Origin of the sequence: Amycolatopsis sp. NPDC024027 (assembly GCF_040638975.1) — a bacterium.
Classification (GTDB): Bacteria; Actinomycetota; Actinomycetes; order Mycobacteriales; family Pseudonocardiaceae; genus Amycolatopsis.
This window is the reverse complement of record NZ_JBEZYY010000025.1, coordinates 53,905-74,605: the sequence shown is the minus strand read 5'-3', so window position 1 is coordinate 74,605 and position 20,701 is coordinate 53,905. Positions and strand designations below refer to the sequence as shown.

The 20,701-nt window shown below is 71.6% G+C and carries 17 protein-coding genes; 11 read left to right on the top strand and 6 right to left on the bottom strand.

Annotated features, from left to right (window positions below; translation table 11 throughout):
• Positions 1-54: 54 nt before the first annotated feature.
• The 3 genes from AB0F52_RS42185 to AB0F52_RS42175 all read right to left on the bottom strand — a co-directional run bounded on the left by AB0F52_RS42185 (position 55) and on the right by AB0F52_RS42175 (position 4,180).
• Positions 55-2,619 carry a PQQ-dependent sugar dehydrogenase gene (locus tag AB0F52_RS42185; RefSeq protein ID WP_360183414.1) on the bottom strand — a complete coding sequence of 855 codons (2,565 nt, stop codon included), beginning with the start codon at positions 2,617-2,619 and terminating at the stop codon, positions 55-57.
• Between the two features lie 250 nt (positions 2,620-2,869).
• Entirely contained in the window at positions 2,870-3,703 is an 834-nt protein-coding gene (locus AB0F52_RS42180; protein ID WP_360183412.1) for a coproporphyrinogen III oxidase, read from the bottom strand.
• Between the two features lie 39 nt (positions 3,704-3,742).
• Entirely contained in the window at positions 3,743-4,180 is a 438-nt protein-coding gene (locus AB0F52_RS42175; protein ID WP_360183410.1) for a PPOX class F420-dependent oxidoreductase, read from the bottom strand.
• A gap of 86 nt (positions 4,181-4,266) precedes the next feature.
• Here AB0F52_RS42175 and AB0F52_RS42170 point away from each other — a divergent pair, with 86 nt between their 5' ends.
• From AB0F52_RS42170 to AB0F52_RS42155, 4 genes are read left to right on the top strand one after another with little or no spacing between them, the layout of a single operon-like run.
• Positions 4,267-5,724: a hypothetical protein gene (locus tag AB0F52_RS42170; RefSeq protein WP_360183533.1), complete on the top strand. Its 1,458-nt coding sequence runs from the start codon at positions 4,267-4,269 to the stop codon at positions 5,722-5,724.
• 1 nt (position 5,725) lies between these two features.
• Entirely contained in the window at positions 5,726-6,526 is an 801-nt protein-coding gene (locus AB0F52_RS42165; RefSeq protein ID WP_043788290.1) for a hypothetical protein, read from the top strand.
• 27 nt (positions 6,527-6,553) lie between these two features.
• A complete protein-coding gene (locus AB0F52_RS42160; protein WP_360183408.1) occupies positions 6,554-11,035 on the top strand; it encodes a hypothetical protein in 4,482 nt (1,493 codons plus the stop codon).
• Positions 11,036-11,072: 37 nt separating this feature from the next.
• Positions 11,073-11,864, top strand: a complete 792-nt coding sequence (locus tag AB0F52_RS42155; RefSeq protein WP_360183406.1) for a TIGR03620 family F420-dependent LLM class oxidoreductase — start codon at positions 11,073-11,075, stop codon at positions 11,862-11,864.
• On the opposite strand, the gene AB0F52_RS42150 is transcribed toward AB0F52_RS42155, so the two are convergent.
• Positions 11,861-12,343 (bottom strand): nuclear transport factor 2 family protein, encoded by a 483-nt coding sequence (locus tag AB0F52_RS42150; protein WP_360183404.1) that lies wholly within the window; start codon positions 12,341-12,343, stop codon positions 11,861-11,863. The genes AB0F52_RS42155 and AB0F52_RS42150 overlap by 4 nt on opposite strands.
• A gap of 35 nt (positions 12,344-12,378) precedes the next feature.
• On the opposite strand from AB0F52_RS42150, the gene AB0F52_RS42145 reads away from it, so the two are divergent.
• The gene (locus AB0F52_RS42145) at positions 12,379-12,723 is read left to right on the top strand and encodes a helix-turn-helix domain-containing protein (RefSeq protein WP_103336278.1); all 345 of its coding nucleotides are present in this window, start codon (positions 12,379-12,381) and stop codon (positions 12,721-12,723) included.
• Here AB0F52_RS42145 and AB0F52_RS42140 read toward each other — a convergent pair.
• Positions 12,704-13,348, bottom strand: coding sequence for a LysE family translocator (locus tag AB0F52_RS42140; RefSeq protein WP_360183402.1), 645 nt, complete (start codon positions 13,346-13,348; stop codon positions 12,704-12,706). The two genes, AB0F52_RS42145 and AB0F52_RS42140, sit on opposite strands and share 20 nt — an antisense overlap.
• 72 nt (positions 13,349-13,420) lie before the next feature.
• Here AB0F52_RS42140 and AB0F52_RS42135 point away from each other — a divergent pair, with 72 nt between their 5' ends.
• The 6 genes from AB0F52_RS42135 (at position 13,421) to AB0F52_RS42110 (ending at position 18,908) form a co-directional block, all read left to right on the top strand.
• Complete coding sequence (locus AB0F52_RS42135; protein WP_360183400.1) at positions 13,421-14,617, top strand: winged helix DNA-binding domain-containing protein; 1,197 nt, start codon at positions 13,421-13,423, stop codon at positions 14,615-14,617.
• A 472-nt stretch (positions 14,618-15,089) separates the two neighbouring features.
• Positions 15,090-16,094 carry a type I glyceraldehyde-3-phosphate dehydrogenase gene (gene gap / locus AB0F52_RS42130; RefSeq protein WP_103336099.1) on the top strand — a complete coding sequence of 335 codons (1,005 nt, stop codon included), beginning with the start codon at positions 15,090-15,092 and terminating at the stop codon, positions 16,092-16,094.
• A gap of 4 nt (positions 16,095-16,098) precedes the next feature.
• Positions 16,099-17,313, top strand: coding sequence for a phosphoglycerate kinase (locus AB0F52_RS42125; protein ID WP_360183398.1), 1,215 nt, complete (start codon positions 16,099-16,101; stop codon positions 17,311-17,313).
• Positions 17,313-18,098, top strand: a complete 786-nt coding sequence (gene tpiA / locus AB0F52_RS42120) for a triose-phosphate isomerase (RefSeq protein WP_360183396.1) — start codon at positions 17,313-17,315, stop codon at positions 18,096-18,098. The genes AB0F52_RS42125 and tpiA overlap by 1 nt, the downstream gene beginning before the upstream one ends.
• 127 nt (positions 18,099-18,225) lie before the next feature.
• Positions 18,226-18,456 (top strand): preprotein translocase subunit SecG, encoded by a 231-nt coding sequence (gene secG, locus AB0F52_RS42115; RefSeq protein ID WP_013224669.1) that lies wholly within the window; start codon positions 18,226-18,228, stop codon positions 18,454-18,456.
• A gap of 107 nt (positions 18,457-18,563) precedes the next feature.
• Entirely contained in the window at positions 18,564-18,908 is a 345-nt protein-coding gene (locus AB0F52_RS42110; RefSeq protein ID WP_360183393.1) for an RNA polymerase-binding protein RbpA, read from the top strand.
• 585 nt (positions 18,909-19,493) lie between these two features.
• Here AB0F52_RS42110 and AB0F52_RS42105 read toward each other — a convergent pair.
• Positions 19,494-20,693, bottom strand: a complete 1,200-nt coding sequence (locus tag AB0F52_RS42105) for a histidine kinase (RefSeq protein ID WP_360183391.1) — start codon at positions 20,691-20,693, stop codon at positions 19,494-19,496.
• Positions 20,694-20,701: the final 8 nt, after the last annotated feature.

The window sequence follows — 20,701 nt, the reverse complement described above, 5'->3', positions numbered from 1 at the left end:
GGCCCAGGGCGGCAGGGGTGACCGGCGCCGCTCCGGTCACCCCTGCCGCGGCTTCTAGGCGGCGGCGCTGGACTTGCCGCGCAGCACCACGTTCGCCGTCGACGCGCCCTTGATCGCCGTTTCGATCTGGGCCATCGTCGAGGACGACGTCAGGCCGGGGACCGTGGCGGTGTTCAGGGCGTAGAGCGTGAACGTGTACGGGTGGCTCGAGCCGCCCGGGCAGGGGCCGAAGAACTTCTGCGCGTTCGCCCCGCTGCCCATCGCCTTCTGTTTCGCGCCACCCTGGTCGGGCACGGTGTAGCCCGCGCCGAGGCCTTCCGGCAGCGACTTCGTGGCCGCCGGGACGTCCCAGATCGCCCAGTGCAGCTTGTTGCCGCTGTTGGCGACGTCGGCGAACACGACGGCGTAGCCCTTCGCACCCGTGGACTCGCCCCACGCGAGCGGCGGCGACGGGTCCTGGCCCGCCGTGCCGTCCCCGGCGCAGGTGTACTTGTCCGGGATGGTGGCGTTGTCGGCGAAGGCGGAGCTGGTCAGCTTGAAGCCGCCGGGCGTGCTGCCGCCCGGGAACTTCAGCCGGACGATCACGTTGTCCAGCACCGACGGCGTGCCGCCGTTCTTGTCGTTGTTCGTCGAGGTCAGCCAGAGCCCGCCGTCCGGGGTCTTGGTGACCGAGCGCAGCCGGCCCCAGCGGCCGGAGAACAGCGTCGACACCGTGCCGACGCCGGTGCCCGCGGCGTTGATCTGCGTGGCGAACAGCTGCTCACCGGTGACGCCGGCGATGTAGATCCAGTCGTTGACGATCTCCACCCCGCTCGGCCCGGCCTGTGACGTCGACCAGGTCTTCTTCGGGGCGATGTAGCCGCTGCAGCTGCCCTGCGTGCCTTCGCAGCTGGGCCAGCCGAAGTTGCCGCCCTTCTGGATCAGGTTGAGCTCGTCCTGGCTGCTCTCGCCGAACTCCGCCGCCCACAGCTGGCCGCGGGAGTCCCAGGCCAGGCCCTGCGGGTTGCGGTGGCCGTAGCTCCAGACGTACCGGGCGTTGCCGCCGGTGGCGTAGAACGGGTTGTCGCTCGGGGCCGAGCCGTCGGGGCCGAGCCGCAGGATCTTCCCGTTGAGCGAGCTCTTGTTCTGCGCGTTGTCGCTGTTCTTGGCGTCGCCGACGGTGGCGTACAGCTTGCCGTCGGGACCGAACTTGATCCGGCCGCCGTTGTGGTAGCGGTTCTTCGCGATCCCGGTCAGCACCGGCGTCGACGTCGACGACAGCGTGCTGCCGTCGTAGGTCATCTTCACGATCCGGTTGTCGCCGGACGCGGTGTGGTAGAGGTAGATCGCGTGGTCGGACGCCCAGTTCGGCGAGATCGCCAGGCCGAGGAGGCCGCCTTCGCCGTTGGTGCCCACCGCGCCCGGAACCTTGCCCAGGGTGGTCTTCTGGCCGGACGGCGTCACCAGCAGGACCTCGAAGCGGTCCCGCTCGGTCACCAGGGCGTTGCCGTTCGGGAGGAAGTCCACCGACCAGCCGAGGTCGACCTTCGCGATGTCCTTGTCGTACTCCGGGATGCCTCCGGCGCCGCCCGGAGCGCTGGTCTTCGCGGTGACGGCGTTGCTGGCGGCCGAGGTGTTGCCGTCGGGGTCACGCGCCTTGACCGTGAAGGTGTAGGACGTGTTCGGGTTCAGGTTCGTGATCGTCGTGCTCAGTGACGTCGTCGTCGCCACCTTGGTGGCGCCCTGGTAGACGTCGTAGCCCGAGATGGTGCCGCTGTTGTCCGTGGAAGCGTTCCACGCCAGGGAGACGCTGTTCGCGGTGACGCCCGTGGAGCGCAGGTTGCCCGGCACGCTGGGCGGGGTCGTGTCGTTGCTCGGTGGCGTGGTGAAGGTGACCACGTTGCTTTGCTGCGAGGGGTTGCCGGCCGCGTCGTACGCGCCGACGGAGATGTCGTAGGCCGTGTTCGGGGTCAGGTTGTCCACGGTGGCGCTCGTGGTGTTCCCGTCGACGGTCTTGAGGATGTTGCCGCCGCGGTTGATCTCGTAGCGGACGACGCCGACGTTGTCCGTCGCGGCGGTCCAGGAGAAGGTGGCCGCGGTGGGGAGGATGTTGCTCGCCTTGAGGTTCGTCGGCGGCGTCGGCGGCTCGGGGTCCACCGGCGCGGTGAAGGTGTCGGTGAGCTTGTCGGCGTTCGGGCCGCCGTTGGCCGTGGTCGCGGTGGTCCGGACCCTGTTCACACCCGCGGTCAGCTGCACGGTCGCAGTGACGGTCTTCCAGGTCGTCCACGCGCCGGTGGCGGGGAAGTCGACGGTGCCCTTGTCGCCGCCGTCGACGGTCAGCTTGACCGGCCGGTTGTCGGCGGTTCCGTTGGCGTAGCGGAAGGTCAGCGTGTGCGTGCCCGCCTGGGCCGCGTTCACGGAGTATTCGACGTAGCTGCCTACGACGTTGTCGAAGTTGACGAACCCGGTGCCTGAGTAGCCGGCGTGGTTCGATTCGACCGCGCCCTGGACGATGGTGGCGTTCTCGGACTCGTAGTCGGTGTCCGCGGCGAAAGCGTTTACCGGGCTGACCGCGGTGAGGCCGAGCGCCGCGACCGCGGTACCGGCCAGTACCGCACGCCACGGTGGACGGGGTGCCACTGGGAGCCTCCTGCGTTGTCGGGGGACAGGGGGTGACCGGGGCGGAATGGGTCGGCGGACCACCGGCGGCAATAGTTAGGAAAGTTTCCTATCTATGGGACAGATCTCACACCCTCCGAGCGGGCCCTGTCAATACTCGACACGATGGGTTACCCACCGTGCCAAGGGTTTCCCGCTCAGCGGGTCACTCCTCCGCAGTGAATGACTCATTCCTGGCGCCAGACGCCAGGAATGAGTCATTCACTGCACGTCAGCCTGCCGTCACCGGGGTTTCGGCCGCCCAGTCGCGCGGAACCAGGAACGACGCCAGCTCCGCCTCCGCGCTCCCCGGCTCGGGCGTGAACTCCGCTTCCCACCGCGCCAGCGGCGGCAGCGCCGAGAGGATCGCTTCGGCGTCGGCCTGCACCGCGTTCGCCGCGTCGTGGACCAGCGTGAACTCCACGTACCGGCCGCGGCGGTAGAGCTGCCACTGCCGTTCGCGCTCGCCGTGCGGCAGGTCCTTGCGGCGCCGCACGATGGGGACGTACGCCGGGACGATCGCGGCGATGCCCGCCGCCGTGAACGCCGCCGAGCGCCGCCAGCCGTCCGGGCCGGGCAGGCGCAGGTGGTCGAAGAGGATGCCGCCGATGCCGCGGGCTTCGTCGCGGTGCGGGAGCCGGAAGCGGTCGTCGCACGCCCGCTTCGCCTGCGCGTGGAACGCCGGGTCGAGCGTGTCGCAGTGGTTCTTCAGGACGCGGTGGAAGTGCGTCGCGTCCGAGGCGAAGCCGTAGCACGGCAGGAGGTCGACGCTGCCGCCGAACCACCACGCGTCCGCGGTTTCGCGGTAGCGGAAGTGGGCCTGGAACGCAGGGACGTACGGGTTGCGCGGGTGGAGCACGACCGACAGCCCGGCCGTGAAGAACTCGTCCGAGAAGGCCGCGCTGACGACGGCGCGTTCGAAGACGTCACCGTTCTCCAGCCGCCGCGTGCGGCCGGAGCGGCCGAAGCGCGCACCGCCGTCGAGGCGTTCCAGCTCGGCCACCAGTTCCCGCTGGCCCGCGTTGACGATCGCCTGGACGGCGTCGCGTCTGTCCCCTGAAGGCATACCCCCCACCCCCGGGGGCAGATTACCAGCGAACCGGGGTCAGCCGGCGATGTCGGCCCGCGCGATCACCTTGGTGATCTTCGCCCGGACGAGGGATTCCTCCGGGACGGCGTTGCGCTTGCCGTAGGCCTCGGCCTGCTCGTCACCCATGTACCGGCCGCCCAGCTTCGTCGCCCACTCGAGCATGTCGTCGAGGTCGTGGGTCAGCCGCGCCTCGGCGGTGAACTGGACGTAGGAGAACGGCGGCTTCTGGTCGTCGACGGCCAGCGAGATGCGCCCGTCGCGGGCGATGGCCTTGCCCTTGAGCGTCTCGGTGCCGGTGGTGAAGATCAGCTCGTCACCGTCCGGGCCTTCGTTCAGCAGGAACCAGATCGGCGTCACGATCGGGGCGCCGTTGGCCCTGACCAGGCCCAACATGCCGGTCCGGGTGCCTTCGGACGCGAACTTCCACCACTCGTCACGGCTCATCTCACGCATGCGGGGGACGTTAGCCTGTCACCCGCGCGTGCGCAGAGGGTGGCCGACTAGCCTGGCCTGCTGTGCGAGACGACGACAGGGCCGCGATGGGACTGGCCGACGAGGGGCTGACGCGCCGCCTCAAGGCGCTGGCCTGCACCGCGCCGCTGCACGACCTGGACGCGCGCAAGGCGAAGCTCGACTGGGCCGACGCCACGGTCTACCAGATGGCCGAGATCGCGCTGCACACGATCGACCAGGTCACCATCGCGATGGACTTCGACACCGGCGCCGGGCACGACGAGGTCATCGACCGGCTGCTGCCGTTCATCGCCCAGCAGGCGCCGTCGCGGATGCCCGAGGAGCACGTCCGCGTGGCGAAGTGGGTCCTCGACAACCTGATCAACGTCGGCACCACCGAACGCGGCTTCCGGCGCGTCTACGGCTCCATGGGACCGGGCGGCTACCAGCGGCGCCAGTTCGACTTCAAGCTGCTCGTCGAGCTGGCCGCCCGCGACGGCGAGGTCTACCTGCGCGCCACCGACGAGGCGATCAACGTCCTCGTCGGCGCGCTGGACACCGACGTCGAGTCCGCGCAGATCGCCGCCGAGGTCAAGCTGGAGAACCTGATTGCGCGGGGTCGTTTGGCCGACGCGAAGCTGGCCGCCGAGCAGGCCCGCTACCGGACCGTCCAGTACGGCGAGACCCTGCGCGCGAAGCTCGACGCGACCCGCCGTGACGTCCGCTCGGTCGACTGGGAACGCGAGGTTCCGGAGCTGCTCGACAGCGCGCTCAGCCACATCGAGGCCCGGTTCCGCGCCGAGAACGCCATCCTCAAGAACATCACCACCGCCCGCGACGAGACCGAAGACCTCGACCGCAAGCGCCGCGCGGCCGAGCTCGTCGACATCGTCGGCGACTGCATCCGGCGGCACACGCGCCTGCAGTCCCGGCTCGCCGACGCGGGCGCGGTCTTCCGCGCCGAGCAGGACCGCCAGCAGTTCTCCGGCCCGCCCCAGCGCGCGACCCTGGATCTCTTCGGCCAGCTCCTCGTGCCCACCCTGGGCCTGCCGCTGGCCGACGCGGTCGCGCCGGTCGAGCACTTCTTCCACGCCGTCGCGGGCATCTCCGCCCCGGTCGTGCCGTCCCTGTCGTCGCTCGTCTCGCTGCTGCTGCGGCCGGCCCCGGAACGTGACCAGCTGGTCGGGGAGATCCCCGAACCCGAGCTGATGCCCGCCGAGGTCACCGACAAGTTCGGCGACGACGTCTGGCGCGCCGCCGACGAACTCCTCGACCTGCCCGAAGTGCCGCGCCGGCTGTCGGGCCTGCTCGAAGAAGCCCGCCGCAGCCGCCAACCCGGCCTCCCGGCCCTGGTCGCGCTGCGCGCGGTCCACGCCTACAGTCCCGGGGTCGGCGCCGCGCGGCGCCAGGGCGACCGGCAGGTGCTGGTGGCCGTCGACGACGGCACGCTCCTGGACGACCCGGACTTCGGCGGCGCCGACCTGCTGCTGTCCACCGCCGTCGTCGAGCGCGCCGACGAAGAAGAAACCGAGGAGGTCGCCTGACATGGCGCTGTCCCACAGCAGCGTGGACGCCGAGGCCGCGGCCCGGCTGGTCGCCTTCGGCATGCGGCCGAAGCAGCTGCCCGCGCGCGACGTCGTCTACGGCGACCTCGTCCGCCGCTACGGCGAGGACAACGCGTTCAAAGCGCTCACCCACGCCGTCGCCGCCGGGCTCGGCCTGATGGTGCTCGAGGTCAACCAGCAGGCCGGTGCGGTCCTCGCGGCCACCGACGAATCCGTCTTCGAGATCAAGATGGACTCCTACGCCCGGCAGGCCAAGATCCGCGAGCGCCGCGAGACCGAGAAGGTGCTGCACGGCCTGATCCACCTGGCCACCGCCGCGCTCGGCTACCCGCGCCCGGACGACCTCGCCAACGACACCTACATCGGCCGCGTCAGCGTCGAGCAGGTCGACGCGATGGTCCGCGAAGCCGCCCGGATGCTCGACGAGCGCGCCGCGGCGGCCGAGGCCAACAACGACCCCCTGGCCGACGCGCCCGAGCTCGAACAGGCCTGGCGCGCCTACACCCGCCGTCCCGCGGCCGCGGCCACCAAGGACGGCCGCCTCGCCGCCGACACCACCCGCGGCATGGTCTCCCGCGCCCTGCGGTTCCTCGCCGACCAGGGCTTCCTGGTCCCGGTGAGCGACGAGCAGGGCGGCACCTACCGGACCACGCCGCGCTACCAGATCCAGGTCCGCGAACTCGCCGCCGACGCCGCCTTCGACGACTTGCTCGCGCTTGACGTCGTGGCCGTCGCGACCGCCGGGGGCACGCTGCGCGCGGCGGCGTCCGACACGCTGTAGAGACAGACACGCTGTAGAGGGGAATCGATGTACGAGCTTTCGCGGGTCCGCCTGCATTCGGTGGGCCCGGCGGGTGCCCGCTACCAGGACGTCGTGCTCGACTTCAGCGGCGTCGGCGCCAAGATCACCGCGCCGCAGCAGGACGCGCTGTTCAGCGCCGGCATCCACGCGACCGGCCCGGCCGAGCTGCGCCGCCCGTCCCCCGCGAGCGTGCTGTTCCTCGAGAACGGCGGCGGCAAGTCCGTGCTCATCAAGCTGATCTTCTCGGTGATGCTGCCCGGCCGCCGCCAGGTCGTGGGCACCACCAGCACCAAGGTGCTGGAGAAGTTCGTCGCCGCCAAGGACGTCTCGCACGTCGTGCTGGAGTGGCTGCACGTCGAGAGCGGGCACCGGATCATCACCGGCAAGGTCTCCGAATGGCGCGGGCACGTCGTGTCCGCCGACTCCGAGAACCTCGTCGACTCCTGGTACTGCTTCCGCCCGACCGCCGCGCTGGGGCTCGATTCCCTGCCGATGACCCAGGACGGCCGGCTGCTGACGATGTCCGGCTTCCACGACAAGCTCACCGCGGCCCAGCTGGCCGAACCCGAGCTGGAGCTGTCCTGGACCCGCCGTCACCACGAGTGGACCGGCCGGCTCGACTCCCTCGGCCTCGACACCGAGCTGTTCCGCTACCAGCGCGCGATGAACGCGGGCGAAGGCGAAGCGGCGGACGCGTTCGCCTTCGGCACCGACGACGCGTTCGTCGAGTTCCTGTTGAAGGCGGTGATCTCCGAGGACGAGCCGAAGGACCTCGCCGAGGTCGTTTCGACGTATGCCCACAACCTGGCTCAGCGCGGAGATCTGCTGTCGGAACGCGACTTCGTCGCCGGTGCGCTCGACCTGCTGGGGCCGCTGGCCGCCGAAGAGAGCGTCGCCGCGGAGTCGCGGAAGATCGCGGAGTCGGCCAAGGCCGACATGGCCGAGCTGGCCGGCCGCGTCGTCGCGCGCAACGAACTCGAGAACGCGCGGCTGTCCGGGCTCGAGGACCACGTCACCGAGGTCAAGTCCGCGGAGAAGCTCGCCGAGGGCGACCACCGGCGGCTCGCCGCGGCCGTCACGGAACTGCGCCGCCTGGTCGCGGTGCTGCGCCTGGACGAAGCCCAGGAGGCCCGCAAGCGCGTCGACGCCGAGCTGGCCGGGGCGAAGACCGAGGCGGAGGCCTGGCGCGAGACGGCGACGGTCCTCAACCAGCTGAACGCCGCGCGCAAGGCCAAGGACCTGCGCGAACTCGTCGGCAGCCGGGAGGAAAAGGCGCGGCCGGCCCTGAAGGCGCGCAACGACGCCGCTTCGGCGCTCGCACGCGGGTTGCACGCGCTGGCGCAGGACGCCCAGCGGCAGGCCGACAAGGCCGAAGCGCACGCGGGCGCGTTGCGTGCCGAAGCCGAGAAGGCGCAGACCGAGCGCGACGAAGCCGCCAACCTCGCAGCCGCGCGCCGGGCCGAGGCGCGCGGCCTGACCACGCGGATCACCGAGCTGCGCGAAGAAGTCCAGGCCGCCGCCCGCGCCGGGTTGCTGCCTTCGGGCGCCGACGTCGCCGAAGCTGCGCGGGCCGCGCGTTCGGCCGCCGAGCAGGCCGCTGCGGAGCTGACCCGCCGCGAACAGGAACTCGACCGCGTCGGCGCGGAGCTCCAGGCGGCGCAACGGGCCGTGAACGAGGCGCACCAGCTCGCGGGCACCACGCAGGACCGCCTGGAACGCGCCGCCGAGGACCTCGACCGCGCACACCGCCGGACCGACGCCCTCGCCGCCGAAAGCCGGCTGGTCGAGCTGCTCGGCGCCGACGACGTCAACCTGGAGAGCGACCTCCCGGTGCTGCTGGAACGGCTGCGCGAGGCGAGCGCGGCCGTCGAGAAGGAGCAGACCGCGCTGCGGATGGAGGAGTCCGCCGACGAGCGGGCACTGGCCGCGCTGGGGTCCGGCGGGCTGCTGCCGCCCCCCGAGGACGTCCAGGCCGCGCTGGACGCCCTGGAGGAGGCCGGGATCACCGCGTGGTCCGGCTGGCGTTACCTGTCCAAACTGGACGCTTCCCGGCGCGCCGAAGTGCTGGAAAGCCTGCCGCAGCTGGTGTCCGGCGTCCTGCTGAACGACGCCGCGCACGCCGATCGCGCCCGCGAGGTGCTGACGACGCGGCGGCTGCTGCCGAGCGCGATCATCGCCGTCGGCACGACCGAGGCACTGCAGGCGCCGGCGCCCGCCGCGCCCGGCGTCGAGTTCCTCGTGCCGCCGAACCCGGCGATGTACGACGAAGAAGCCGCCGACGCCGAGCGGGAAGCCGTGGCGCGGCGGCACACCGAGCGGCAGCGGCGCCTCGAAGCGTTGTCCGCCAAGCTGGCCGCGGACGGCGCGTTGACGTGGAAGCTCACGACGTGGCGCGAGGACTACCCGGCCGGGGCCGTCGCCACCCTGGCCGAGCAGGCCCAGGCGGCCCGGACCGTGCGGGAGACCGCGCGGACCGCGCTGGCGCAGGCCGACGCGGAATTCGCGCGGCTGAGCGAAAAGGCGGTGTCGCTGCGCGAACGCGTCCCCGAGCTGCGGGCGGCCGCCGCCGAGGCGGAGGAGAAGGCGCGGCGGCTCGGCGAGCTGGGCATCCGCAGCGCCCGGATCGCGGAGTGGACCGAAGAGGCCGAGCGCGCCACCGAGATCGCCGAGCGCGCCGACCTCCAGGCGTCCGACGCGGCGGGCAAGGCCGCGCGGCTGCGCGAGCAGGCGGGGGAGGAGCAGCGCACCGCCGACGGGCACCGCCGGACCGCGAGCACCGCGCGCGCCGAACTGGCCGAGGTGCCCGGGGCGGCCGACGCCGCGGACGGCCCGGCGCCGTCCGAGCCGGTGGACGCGCTGCGGCGGACCTACCTGTCGGCGTCCGAGTCGTACGCGAAGGTCGAGGTCGGCAGCGACCTGCGCAGCGAGCTGGAGCAGGCGGAGTCCGCCGAAGCCGCCGCGGGCTCGGCCGTCGAGTCCATGGACGAGGCCGTCCGCGCCCGCGCGGCCGAGCTCCTGGAGACCCCCGACGGTTCCGACGCGTCGGCGCGGGCGGCCGCGCTGGCCCGCGCCCGCCGGGTCGTCGACGGCCTCGAAGACGAGCGCACCGAAGCGATCGGGCTCGTCTCGACGCGGCGCGCCGAGCTGGACGCGCTGCCGCTGCAGAACGGCGTCAATGGCGAGAAACCGCGGGACATCGAGCACGGCCTGGAGCTGATCGACGCGGCCGGGCTGGAGGCGTCGGCCGCCGCGCGCAAGTGGGAAGAGCTGCAGGAACGCCGGGCGGCGGCGGAGGCGACGCTGGACTCGGCGCGCACTTCGGCCTCCGGCTTCGCGCTGCTCGCGGAGTCGATGGGCCACCTGGTGACCGACACGGACGCGGCCGCCTACGACGGCGACGTCGACACCGCGCGCGCCCAGCACGCGCGGCTGAACGCCACCTTCAACCAGGCCCAGGACGCCGCCGACGCCGGCGACCGCCGGGTGCGCGCGGCCGCGGACCAGCTCGCGCAGTACGCGACCGAAAAGCGGTTCGAGAAGCTGAGCACCCCGGTGCGGCAGCAGGTCATCTCGGTCAAGCGCGACCAGCTCCCGGTGCACGCCGCCGAGTGGGCCGAAGCGCTGCGGCCGCGGCTGCGTTCGCTCACCGACGACCTCGCCCAGATCGACCGGCACCGCGGCGGCATCATCACCCGCCTGCAGGGCATGGTCGACGGCGCGCTGCGGACGTTGCGGTCCGCGCAGCGCGTCTCCCGGCTGCCGGACGGCCTCGGCGACTGGTCCGGGCAGGAGTTCCTCCGCATCCGCTTCACCGAGCTGGAGGACAACGCGCTGACCGAGAAGCTCGGCGAGGTCGTCGACGAGGCGGCCGTCGGCAAGACGGCCGACGGCCGGGACGTCAAGCGCGACGGGCTTTCCCTGGTGCTGCGCGGAGTCCGGGCCGCGGCGCCCAAGGGGTTCCGCGTCGACATGCTGAAGCCGGACTCGGTGCTGCGGACCGAACGCCAGCGCGTCTCGGAGATCCGCGACGTCTTTTCGGGCGGCCAGCAGCTGACCGCGGCGATCATCCTGTACTGCACCCTGGCGGCGCTGCGGGCCAACAACCGCGGCAAGGTCCGCAACCGGCACTCGGGCGTGCTGTTCCTGGACAACCCGATCGGCCGCGCGTCGGCCGGGTACCTGCTGGAGCTGCAGCGGGCGGTGGCGGAAGCGCTCGGCGTGCAGCTGATCTACACGACGGGCTTGTTCGACGCGGGCGCGCTGTCGGAGTTCCCGCTCATCGTGCGGCTGCGCAACGACGCCGACCTGCGGGCGGGCCGCAAGTACCTGTCGGTGGACTCGACGATCCGCAACTCCCTGGACGACCTGGGCGAGCCGGACGGCGTCGCGCGGCTGTCGGCGACCCGGATGTTCACGCGGGCGGCCCTCGACGCCGGTTCCGCCGCCGACGCCGATGCCGATTCCGCCCAGGACGAACAAACGGCGTGACGGGAACAACCCGGCGGCCTCCGGGGTTGCCGGGCGCATGACAGAACTGGGGCCGCTGGGGGCCACACACAGCTCGCTGGACACCGATGCCGCCGTGGAGACGGCGGCGGAACTGGAAGAACTGGGCTACGCCACGCTTTGGCTGGCCGGCGGCCAGGGGAACAACCTGCCGCGGATCACCGAGGTCGTCCGCGGGACTTCGCGGATCCAGGTGGCGAGCGGGATCCTGTCGGTCGACCGGGTGCCGTCGGCTGCCGTGGCGTCGGCGTACGCGGAGCTGCCGGCCGGGCGGTTCGTCGTCGGCCTCGGCGGCGCGCACGGGGCCCGTCCGCTGGCGGCGTTGAACGACTACCTCGACGAGATCGAGGAGGCCGTCCCGCCGGCCGCGCGGATCCTCTCGGCGCTCGGGCCGCGGATGCTCGAGCTGGCACGTGACCGCGCCGCGGGCGCCTACCCGTACCTGGTGACCACGGACTACGTCGCTTCGGCACGGGAGATCCTGGGCGCGGGCCGGCAGCTGGCGGTGCTGATGAACGTCGTCGCGGCGACCGACCAGGCCAAGGTGCGCGAAGTCGCCCGGGCCGGCTCGCTCAAGTTCCTGGCCGGGATGCCGGGCTACGCGGCCAACTTCCGGCGGATGGGCTTCACCGACGCCGACATCGCGGACCTGTCGGACCGGCTGGTCGACGGCCTGACCGTATGGGGCGACTTCGATGCCGTCGTCGCGCGCCTGCGGGAGTACCGGGCCGCGGGGGCCGACCAGGTCGTCGTCCCGCTCGGCGGCGTGCCGCGCGAGTGGTGGCCGGAGCTGGTGAAGGCACTGGACTAGCCGCGGATCGCCCGCTGGTAGGCGGCGAGCGCGCCGGCGTCGTCGATGCTGCCGTGGTGGTGGACCTGCACCCAGCGACCGGCTTCGTAGGCGAAGAACCGCGTCGTGCGGATGCTCAGGGGGACGGTTTCGGTCACGCGGTACTCGCCGGTCTCGCGGCCGGCGAACACCGCGTGACCGGCACCGGAGTACTCGACGATGTCGCCGAAGGTGACGGTGACGCGGGCCGGGCCGTGGAAGACGCGCTCGTACAGCTCGGTGATCGCTTCGCCGCCGCGGAGGATGCCGCCGAGCGGGTTGTTCAGCTGGGCCAGCGGATCACTCGTCCAGACCCGGCGGAACGCGTCGAGATCGCGCTGGTTGAAGGCGTAGTAGAACGATTCGAGCGCGGCCAGCGCACCCTCGCGGCCGGGGTTTCCCGCTTCGCCGAGCCGGTTGCGCGCGTCGGGGCCGAAGGTGGCGTCGAGGTGTCGGGGCACGGTTGCTCCTAGAGTGTTCGACGGAGGTCGACCAGATGAGTGTACGACAATCATCGAACACTGCGCGGGCGCGCGGGCTCACGCACGCGCTCCCGGCGGCGGTTTCACTGCAGGACGCCCTGGCCGCGGTCGCCGATCCGGTGCGCCGCAGCATCCTGCGCGAGCTGGCCGCCGTGCCGGAGTGGACGAAGGCGTGCGGCACGTTCGACCTGCCGGTGGCCAAGGCGACCCGCAGCCACCACTTCGCCGTGCTGCGCGCGGCGGGCCTGATCGAACAGCGCGACGAAGGCCCGCGACGGCTGAACCGCTTGCGGCGCCCCGAATTCGACGCGGCTTTCCCGGGCCTGCTCGACCTGGTGCTCAGTCACCCCGGCCCGTGAAGGCGAGGGTGGTGCCCAGGCCGATCATGACGAGGCCGCCGGTGCCGCCGACCAGCTCCAGGCGCTTCGGCGAGCGGGCGAACCACGCGCGGGCGGTGCCGGCGACCAGCGCCCACGTGCTGTCGGTGGCCAGCGCGATCGCCGGCAGGCACAGCCCGAGGACCAGCATCTGGCCCGGCACCGACCCGGCGCCGGGGTCGACGAACTGGGGCAGCAGGGCCGCCAGGAACACGATCGACTTCGGGTTCGCGAAACCGACGACGAAGCCGTCGCGCAGCACGGTCCCGACCCGTCCGGGTGCGGTACGCACCTTCGCGGCCATCGCGTCGGTCAGCCTCCGGCGGTGGCGCACGGCCTGGATCCCCAGGTACACCAGGTAGCTAGCACCGGCGATCTTGATCGCGGTGAACACCGCCGCCGACGTCGTCACCAGCGCGCCGAGGCCGAACGCGACCGCGACCACCTGCGTGTACACGCCCACGGAGTTGCCCACGACGGTGAGCAGCGCGTCACGCCGCCCGACGGTGAGCGCGCGGCTGATCGTGAACAGCACGCTCGGCCCGGGGACCACGACCATGAGGAACGTCAGCGCGGCGAAGGCCGCGAAATGCGTGCCGGAGACCATTCCGCGAGGCTAACGCCTGGTCGCCGGGCACGACCAGGCGTTTTTGTCAGTGCTCGGTGGTAAGAACGGCGGGTGCCTCCGAAGATCAGCCGTCCTGGGATCAGCGCCGAGCAGCGCCGGGCCCGCCTCGCCGTCCGCCACCACCTCGCCGCGCCCGCGGCCTCGGTGGCGGACGCCGTCGCCGGGGTCGTCGCGCTGCACGCCACCGACCCGGCGACCGTCCACCTGTCCGCGTCCGCCCGCCTCGCGGCACCGGCGGTCTCCGAGGTCGAGCGGGCCCTCTACGAAGACCGTTCACTGCTGAGGTTGCTGGGCATGCGGCGCACGGTGTTCGTGACGGACCTGGACACGGCGGCGCTCGTGCAGGCGGGCTGTTCGGCGGACATCCTCGTGAAGCAGCGGAAACTCCTCGAGCAGCACCTCGGGCAGCAGGGGCACCCGGAGAACGTGCCGGAGCCGGCGAAGTGGCTGGCCGACGTCGAGGCGTCGGTCGAGGCGGCCCTGCGCGCCCGCGGCTCGGCGACGGCGCAGCAGTTGAGCGAGGACGAACCCCGCCTGCGCCAGCAGCTGCTGATGGCGGCGGGCAAGCCGTACGAGGCGATCGGCAACGTGACGAGCCGAGTGCTGTTCCTGCTGGCGGCGGGCGGCCGGATCGTCCGCGGCCGGCCGCGCGGCAGCTGGCTCAGCACCCAGTACGTCTGGCACCCGCTGGACGAGTGGCTCCCGGGCGGGCTGCCACCGTGGGGCGCGGACGAGGCCCGGGCGGAGCTGGCCCGGAGGTGGCTGCGCGCGTACGGCCCGGCCCCGGTGTCCGACCTGAGGTGGTGGACGGGCTGGACGGCGGGCCAGGCGAAGAAGGCGCTGGCGGCGTTGTCCCCGGTGGAGGTGGACCTCGGCGGCGTGCCCGGGGTCGTGCTGGCGGATGACGTGGCCCCGGTGCCGGAGCCGCCGCCGTGGGTGGCGTTCCTGCCGGCGCTGGACCCGACTCCGATGGGCTGGCAGGACCGCGACTGGTTCCTCGGCCCGCACCGCGCGGCCCTGTTCGACCGCAGCGGCAACGTCGGCCCGACGGTGTGGGCGTCCGGGCGGGTGGTCGGGGGCTGGGCCCAGCGAGCGTCGGGGGAGGTGGTGGTCAGGTTGCTGGAGGACGTGGGCGCGGAGACGCGCGCGATGGTGGAAGCGGAGGCGGCGAAGTGCGCGGAGTGGTTCGGCGAGGTCCGGGCGACGCCGCGGTTCCGGACTCCGCTGGAACGGGAGCTGACGGGCTGAGGGTGCGGCCGCAGGTGGCCGCTGAACCTCCGGCCGGAGGTTCCCGCCGTCCTCGTGGCGGCGATCCCCGCGGCCGGGCGGGTCCTCCGGGGTCGCTGGATCGGTCGAGTCATCGACCTCACGTGCCGTCCCGCGGACCGCTGCCGCGCCCGGCTGGAGCCCACTTCGGGCTGAATCGGTCAAGCCTCGGTCTTCGGCTTGACACCGGCGTTCAACCCGGCGGACTCGCACCCGGCGCGATCAGCCGGAACCGGTCCCGGCACCGGGATTTCCCGCCGCCGGTGGTCCGCCGTGGTCCGCTCCGGAACACCCGCGGTGACGCCCTCGCTTCTTAATCGATTCTTGACCCGTTCGCCAAGTGGTGGAAGTCTCGTCAGGGCAGTCAGGGACGCGCATGCCCGCACGCTAGGGTGGCCGCGAGCCCGCAAGTCACGGCCGGGGGTCCCGGCCGATCCTCAGAGGAGTGGCAGCAGTGACCGTTCGCGTAGGTGTCAACGGCTTCGGCCGCATCGGCCGCAACTTCTTCCGCGCCGTGCAGGCCAGCGGCCACGACATCGAGGTCGTCGCCTTCAACGACCTCGGCGACGTCGCCACCATGGCCCACCTGCTGAAGTACGACTCCATCCTGGGCCGGTTCCCGGGTGAGGTCAGCGTCAGCGACGAGGGCATCGTCGTCGACGGCAAGACCATCAAGGCCCTCGCCGAGCGCGACCCGGCCAACCTGCCCTGGGGCGACCTGGGCGTTGACGTCGTGGTCGAGTCGACCGGCTTCTTCACCAACGCCGACGCCGCCAAGGCGCACATCGCCGGCGGTGCCAAGAAGGTCATCATCTCCGCGCCCGCCAAGGGCGAGGACCTGACCATCGTGCTGGGCGTCAACGACGACAAGTACGACGGCTCGCAGAACATCATCTCGAACGCCTCCTGCACCACCAACTGCCTCGGCCCGCTGGCCAAGGTCCTGCAGGACGCCTTCGGCATCGAGCAGGGCCTGATGACCACGATCCACGCCTACACGCAGGACCAGAACCTGCAGGACGCGCCGCACAAGGACATGCGCCGCGCCCGCGCCGCCGCGCTGAACATCGTGCCGACCTCGACCGGTGCCGCGAAAGCCATCGGCCTGGTCCTGCCGGAGCTGCAGGGCAAGCTGGACGGTTACGCGCTGCGCGTCCCGGTGCCGACCGGCTCGGCCACCGACCTCACGGTCACCCTGACCAAGGCCGCGACCCTCGAAGAGGTCAACGCCGCGTACAAGGCCGCCGCCGAGGGCGCGCTGTCGGGCTACCTGCGCTACAACGAGGACCCGATCGTCTCCTCGGACATCGTCACCGACCCGGCGTCCTGCATCTACGACGCGCCGCTGACCAAGGTCATCGGCAACCAGGTCAAGGTCGTCGGCTGGTACGACAACGAGTGGGGCTACTCCAACCGCCTCGCCGACCTGGTCAAGCTCGTCGGTTCGAAGCTCTCCTGAACCGATGACCGTCAAAAACCTCGACGACCTGCTGGGCGAGGGCGTTCAGGGCCGCTACGTACTCGTGCGCAGCGACCTGAACGTCCCGCTCGACGGGGACCGCATCACCGACGACGGCCGGGTCCGCGCCGCGCTGCCGACGATCAAGAAGCTCGCCGACGCGGGCGCGAAGGTCGTCGTCACCGCGCACCTCGGCCGCCCGAAGGGCGAGCCGGACCCGAAGTACACCCTCGCGCCCGTCGCGAAGCGGCTCTCGGAGCTGCTCGGCGCCGAGGTCGCGCTGGCCGGTGACCTGGTCGGCGAGTCCGCCAAGGCGCTGACCGGCGGCCTGGCCGCCGGTGGCGTCGTCCTGCTGGAGAACGTGCGCTTCGACGCGCGCGAGACCAGCAAGGACGCCGTGGACCGCTCCGAGCTGGCCGCCGAGCTGGGCGCGCTCGTCCCGGGTGGCGCGTTCGTCTCCGACGGCTTCGGCGTCGTCCACCGCAAGCAGGCCTCGGTCTACGAGGTCGCGTCGGTGCTCCCGGCGTACGCGGGCGGCCTGGTGCTGGCCGAGCTGGACGTGCTGAAGAAGCTGACCGACGACGTGAAGCGGCCGTACGTGGTCGTGCTCGGCGGCGCGAAGGTGTCCGACAAGCTCGGCGTCATCGCGAACCTGCTGACCAAGGTCGACCGGCTGCTCATCGGCGGCGGCATGGCGTACACCTTCCTCAAGGCCCAGGGCCACGAGGTCGGCAACTCGCTGCTGCAGGCCGACCAGCTCGACCAGGTGAAGGGCTTCCTCTCCGAGGCCGAGAAGCGCGGCGTCGAACTGGTGCTGCCGGTGGACGTCCTGGCCGCGACGGGCTTCGCGGCCGACGCCGAGCACGAGGTCGTCGCCGCGACCGCGATCCCGGCCGACCGCGAGGGCCTCGACATCGGCCCGGAGACCCGTGAACTGTTCGCGGGCAAGCTGGCCGACGCCGCGACCGTGTTCTGGAACGGCCCGATGGGCGTGTTCGAGTTCGAGGCGTTCTCGGGCGGCACGCGTGCCGTGGCCGAGGCGCTCGTGAAGAGCGACGCGTTCACCGTGGTCGGCGGCGGTGACTCGGCGGCCGCGGTGCGGCAGCTGGGCCTGCCCGAGGACGGTTTCTCGCACATCTCCACCGGCGGCGGTGCCTCCCTGGAGTACCTCGAAGGCAAGGAACTGCCGGGCGTGGTCGCCCTGGAGGAGAAGAACTAGTGGCACGCAAGCCGTTCATCGCCGGCAACTGGAAGATGAACCAGAACCACCTCGAGGCCATCGCGCTGGTGCAGAAGATCGCCTTCGCGCTGCCGGAGAAGTACTACGCGAAGGTCGACGTGGCGGTGCTGCCGCCGTTCACCGACATCCGCAGCGTGCAGACCCTGGTCGACGGCGACAAGCTGTCGCTCACCTACGGCGCGCAGGACCTCTCGCCGCACGACTCCGGCGCCTACACCGGGGACATTTCGGGCGTCATGCTGGCGAAGCTGGGCTGCAAGTTCGTCGCCGTCGGGCACTCGGAACGGCGCGAATACCACGCCGAGTCCGACGAGCTGGTCAACAAGAAGGTCAAGGCCGCGCTCAAGCACGGCATCACGCCGATCCTCTGCATCGGGGAGAAGCTCGAGGTCCGCGAGGCCGGCGAGCACATCCACCACACCACGACGCAGCTGATCGAGGGCCTGAAGGGCCTCAAGGCCGAGCAGGTCTCCGGCGTGGTGGTCGCGTACGAGCCGGTCTGGGCGATCGGTACCGGCAAGGTCGCTTCGTCCGCGGACGCCGAAGAGGTCTGCAAGGCCATCCGGGCGACCCTCCAGGAGAAGTACGGCGACGAGGTGGCTTCGTCCGTCCGGGTGCTCTACGGGGGATCGGTGAAGTCGGGCAACATCGGCGAACTGGTGGCCTGCGAGAACATCGACGGTGCCCTGGTCGGCGGAGCGAGCCTGGACGGTGAGGAGTTCACGAAACTCTGCGCACTCGCTGCGGGCGGGCCGCTGCCCTGATCGAGGCCACGACCGGGTAGCCTGTGTATCCGGTCCGTCACACAGCAGTGGACGAGTCCAGGGGTACGGTGGTGGTCGGAAACGACCATGCCGTACCCCTGCATTCTCCTAGAGCCCAAGGGATGACATGAAGCTGTTCCTGCAAATCCTGTTGATCGTCACCAGCGTCTTCCTGGTGGTCGCGGTGCTGCTGCACCGGGGCCGGGGCGGTGGCCTGTCGTCGCTGTTCGGCGGTGGGATGCAGTCGAGCCTGGCCGGGTCGAGCGTGGCCGAGAAGAACCTCGACCGGATCACCCTGGGGCTGGGCGCGGTTTGGCTGATCAGCATCGTGGGCCTGGGTCTGCTGCTCAAGGTGTGAGGCGTCCGGCGTTCCGTCGTCGGCCGCGACCGGGTCCGGATGGCGGTGCGCAGCGATTCGGCGTGCCTATTGGGGGGCGCGCCGCCGATTCCTAGGTGTGAGGATTCATGGTTGGCGGTAACGCGATTCGAGGCACCCGGGTGGGTGCCGGTCCTACGGGCGAATCGGAACGGGGTGAGTCGGCGCCGCGACGCCGTATTTCCTACTGGTGTGCCAACGGGCACGAGGCCCGACCATCGTTCGCGCTCGACGCGGACATCCCCGACGAGTGGGACTGCCCCCGCTGCGGGCTCCCGGGCGGGCAGGACGAAAAGAACCCACCGGCCGCGCCGCGGACCGAGCCGTACAAGACGCACCTGGCCTACGTGAAGGAGCGGCGCAGCGACGCCGACGGCGAGGCCATCCTGGCGGAGGCGCTCGACCGCCTGCGCAAGCGCCGGGAAATCATCTAGCGTCTGCAGTCGATAGCCACCCCGAGGGAAAGCGGACCCCTCGAGGTGGCTTTTCGCGCGCTCGACCAGCCATCCGCCGTGGCCCCCGCGGCATCACGCGGGTCTGCCGGGGCATCACGGGTGTCTGGCGGGGCATCGCCCGTGTCTGGCGGGGCATCACTCGTGACCAGCACGGCATCACTCGTGACCAGCGGGGCATCGCCCGTGTCTGGCGGGGCATCATCGTGATGCCCCGCTGATCACGCGAGATGCCCGCCCAATCACGCGAGATGCCCCTCGGGACACGCGAGATGCCTCCTCAGTCACGCGAGATGCCTCCCGTCACACGAAATGCCTGGCCGATCACGCGAGCCGCGCTCCGGAATCCTGCCGCATTCCGCGGCTGGCGGAGGATTCGTGTGTTCCGGTGCTGAGCAGCCCCCGATTTCCACGCTACCGGCGGCCACCGACAGTTCGCGGTCCGGAAAGCCGCGAGTGGCGGATTCCGGACCGAAACAGCCCTGAATCCGCCGCTTGCGGCGCCGTGCGATCCGGAAACGCCGGTATCCGCCGCTAGGCTGGATACCGGGGGCCGGAGGCCGGAGGTCAGCGATCCAGCGGATACCGGGCCCGGACGCGGAAGCCGCCGTCCTCCGTTCCCGACGTCTCGAAGCTTCCGCCCAGCAGGCGGGCTCGCTCGGCCAGGCCCGTCAGGCCGTGGCCGCCCGAGGGCAAGCCCTCCGTGGGGCGGCTTGCCCGCTCGTTGCGGACCTCGATCTTGAGCGCGCCGTGCTCACCCTGGATGCGGATGGTCGCCGTCGCGCCCGGGGCGTGCTTGTGGACGTTGGTCAAGCACTCCTGCACCGTCCGGTAGGCCGCCGCCGACACCTGGTTGGGCAGGGCCTCCGGCAGGTGCTCCACCGTCAGGTGCACCGGGACGTCGGACGTGCGGATCAGCCGGTCCAGCTCGTTGATGCCCGCCCGCGGGCCGTCGTCGTCCGAGCCGGCTCGCAGGACGCTGACCAGCGAACGCAGTTCCTCCAGCGTCCGCTTCGACAGCGTGCGGATGACCTGCGCCGTCTCCAGCGCGCGGTCGTCGGTGGTCTGGGCCTGCAGCGCGCCGGCCTGCATGGCGATCAGCGTGATCTGGTGGGAGACGACGTCGTGCATTTCGCGGGCCAGCCGGGCGCGTTCCTCGGCGCGGACGGCGTCGGCGTGGAAGCGGCGCTCGCGGTCGCGGCTCGTGGCCAGCTCGGCGAGCTTGTTCGAAATCTCGGTGCGGGCGCCGATGAGCAGGCCGATCGCGATCGGCATGCCGGCGACCAGGACGCCGTAGATGCCGTCGAGGATGTGCTCGCGCCAGCTGAGCTCGGCGAAGTCTTCCAGCGGCCACTGCACGAACCGGCACATCCACACCAGCGCGGCGCCGACCCAGGTCTGCCAGTGCAGCTGACGGCGGGTGGCGAGCATGCCGAGGGTGATCATGGACGCGAGCTGCGCCCAGCCGGCCAGGAAGCCGGGGACCGCGACGAGCACGGCGAGGAACGGGAACTTCCGCCGGAACACCACCGCGAGGCAGGCGGCGCCGGACAGGTAGATCGAGTACGGCTGGGCCTTCTCAGGAATGACCAGCCAGACGTCGAGCACGGCCAGGATGACCGCGGCCGCCTCGATGGCGAACGTGACCACAGCGGGGCGGGGCACCGAGCCGAACAGGCTCAGTCCGCGGTTGCGCACCCGCTCGGCGGCCGATGGCCCCGAGCCGGCGATCGAGATGCCTGGAATCGAGAGTCCCTCTGTACTCATCGCTGGCG

Bases quoted from the DNA above. Each gene is read 5' to 3' on its own strand.
- AB0F52_RS42180 (WP_360183412.1), bottom strand. From the start codon at position 3,703: ATGCCTTCAGGGGACAGACGCGACGCCGTCCAGGCGATCGTCAACGCG.
- AB0F52_RS42175 (WP_360183410.1), bottom strand. From the start codon at position 4,180: ATGCGTGAGATGAGCCGTGACGAGTGGTGGAAGTTCGCGTCCGAAGGC.
- AB0F52_RS42170 (WP_360183533.1), top strand. From the start codon at position 4,267: ATGGGACTGGCCGACGAGGGGCTGACGCGCCGCCTCAAGGCGCTGGCC.
- AB0F52_RS42165 (WP_043788290.1), top strand. From the start codon at position 5,726: ATGGCGCTGTCCCACAGCAGCGTGGACGCCGAGGCCGCGGCCCGGCTG.
- AB0F52_RS42160 (WP_360183408.1), top strand. From the start codon at position 6,554: ATGTACGAGCTTTCGCGGGTCCGCCTGCATTCGGTGGGCCCGGCGGGT.
- AB0F52_RS42155 (WP_360183406.1), top strand. From the start codon at position 11,073: ATGACAGAACTGGGGCCGCTGGGGGCCACACACAGCTCGCTGGACACC.
- AB0F52_RS42145 (WP_103336278.1), top strand. From the start codon at position 12,379: ATGAGTGTACGACAATCATCGAACACTGCGCGGGCGCGCGGGCTCACG.
- AB0F52_RS42140 (WP_360183402.1), bottom strand. From the start codon at position 13,348: ATGGTCTCCGGCACGCATTTCGCGGCCTTCGCCGCGCTGACGTTCCTC.
- AB0F52_RS42125 (WP_360183398.1), top strand. From the start codon at position 16,099: ATGACCGTCAAAAACCTCGACGACCTGCTGGGCGAGGGCGTTCAGGGC.
- secG (WP_013224669.1), top strand. From the start codon at position 18,226: ATGAAGCTGTTCCTGCAAATCCTGTTGATCGTCACCAGCGTCTTCCTG.
- AB0F52_RS42110 (WP_360183393.1), top strand. From the start codon at position 18,564: ATGGTTGGCGGTAACGCGATTCGAGGCACCCGGGTGGGTGCCGGTCCT.
- AB0F52_RS42105 (WP_360183391.1), bottom strand. From the start codon at position 20,693: ATGAGTACAGAGGGACTCTCGATTCCAGGCATCTCGATCGCCGGCTCG.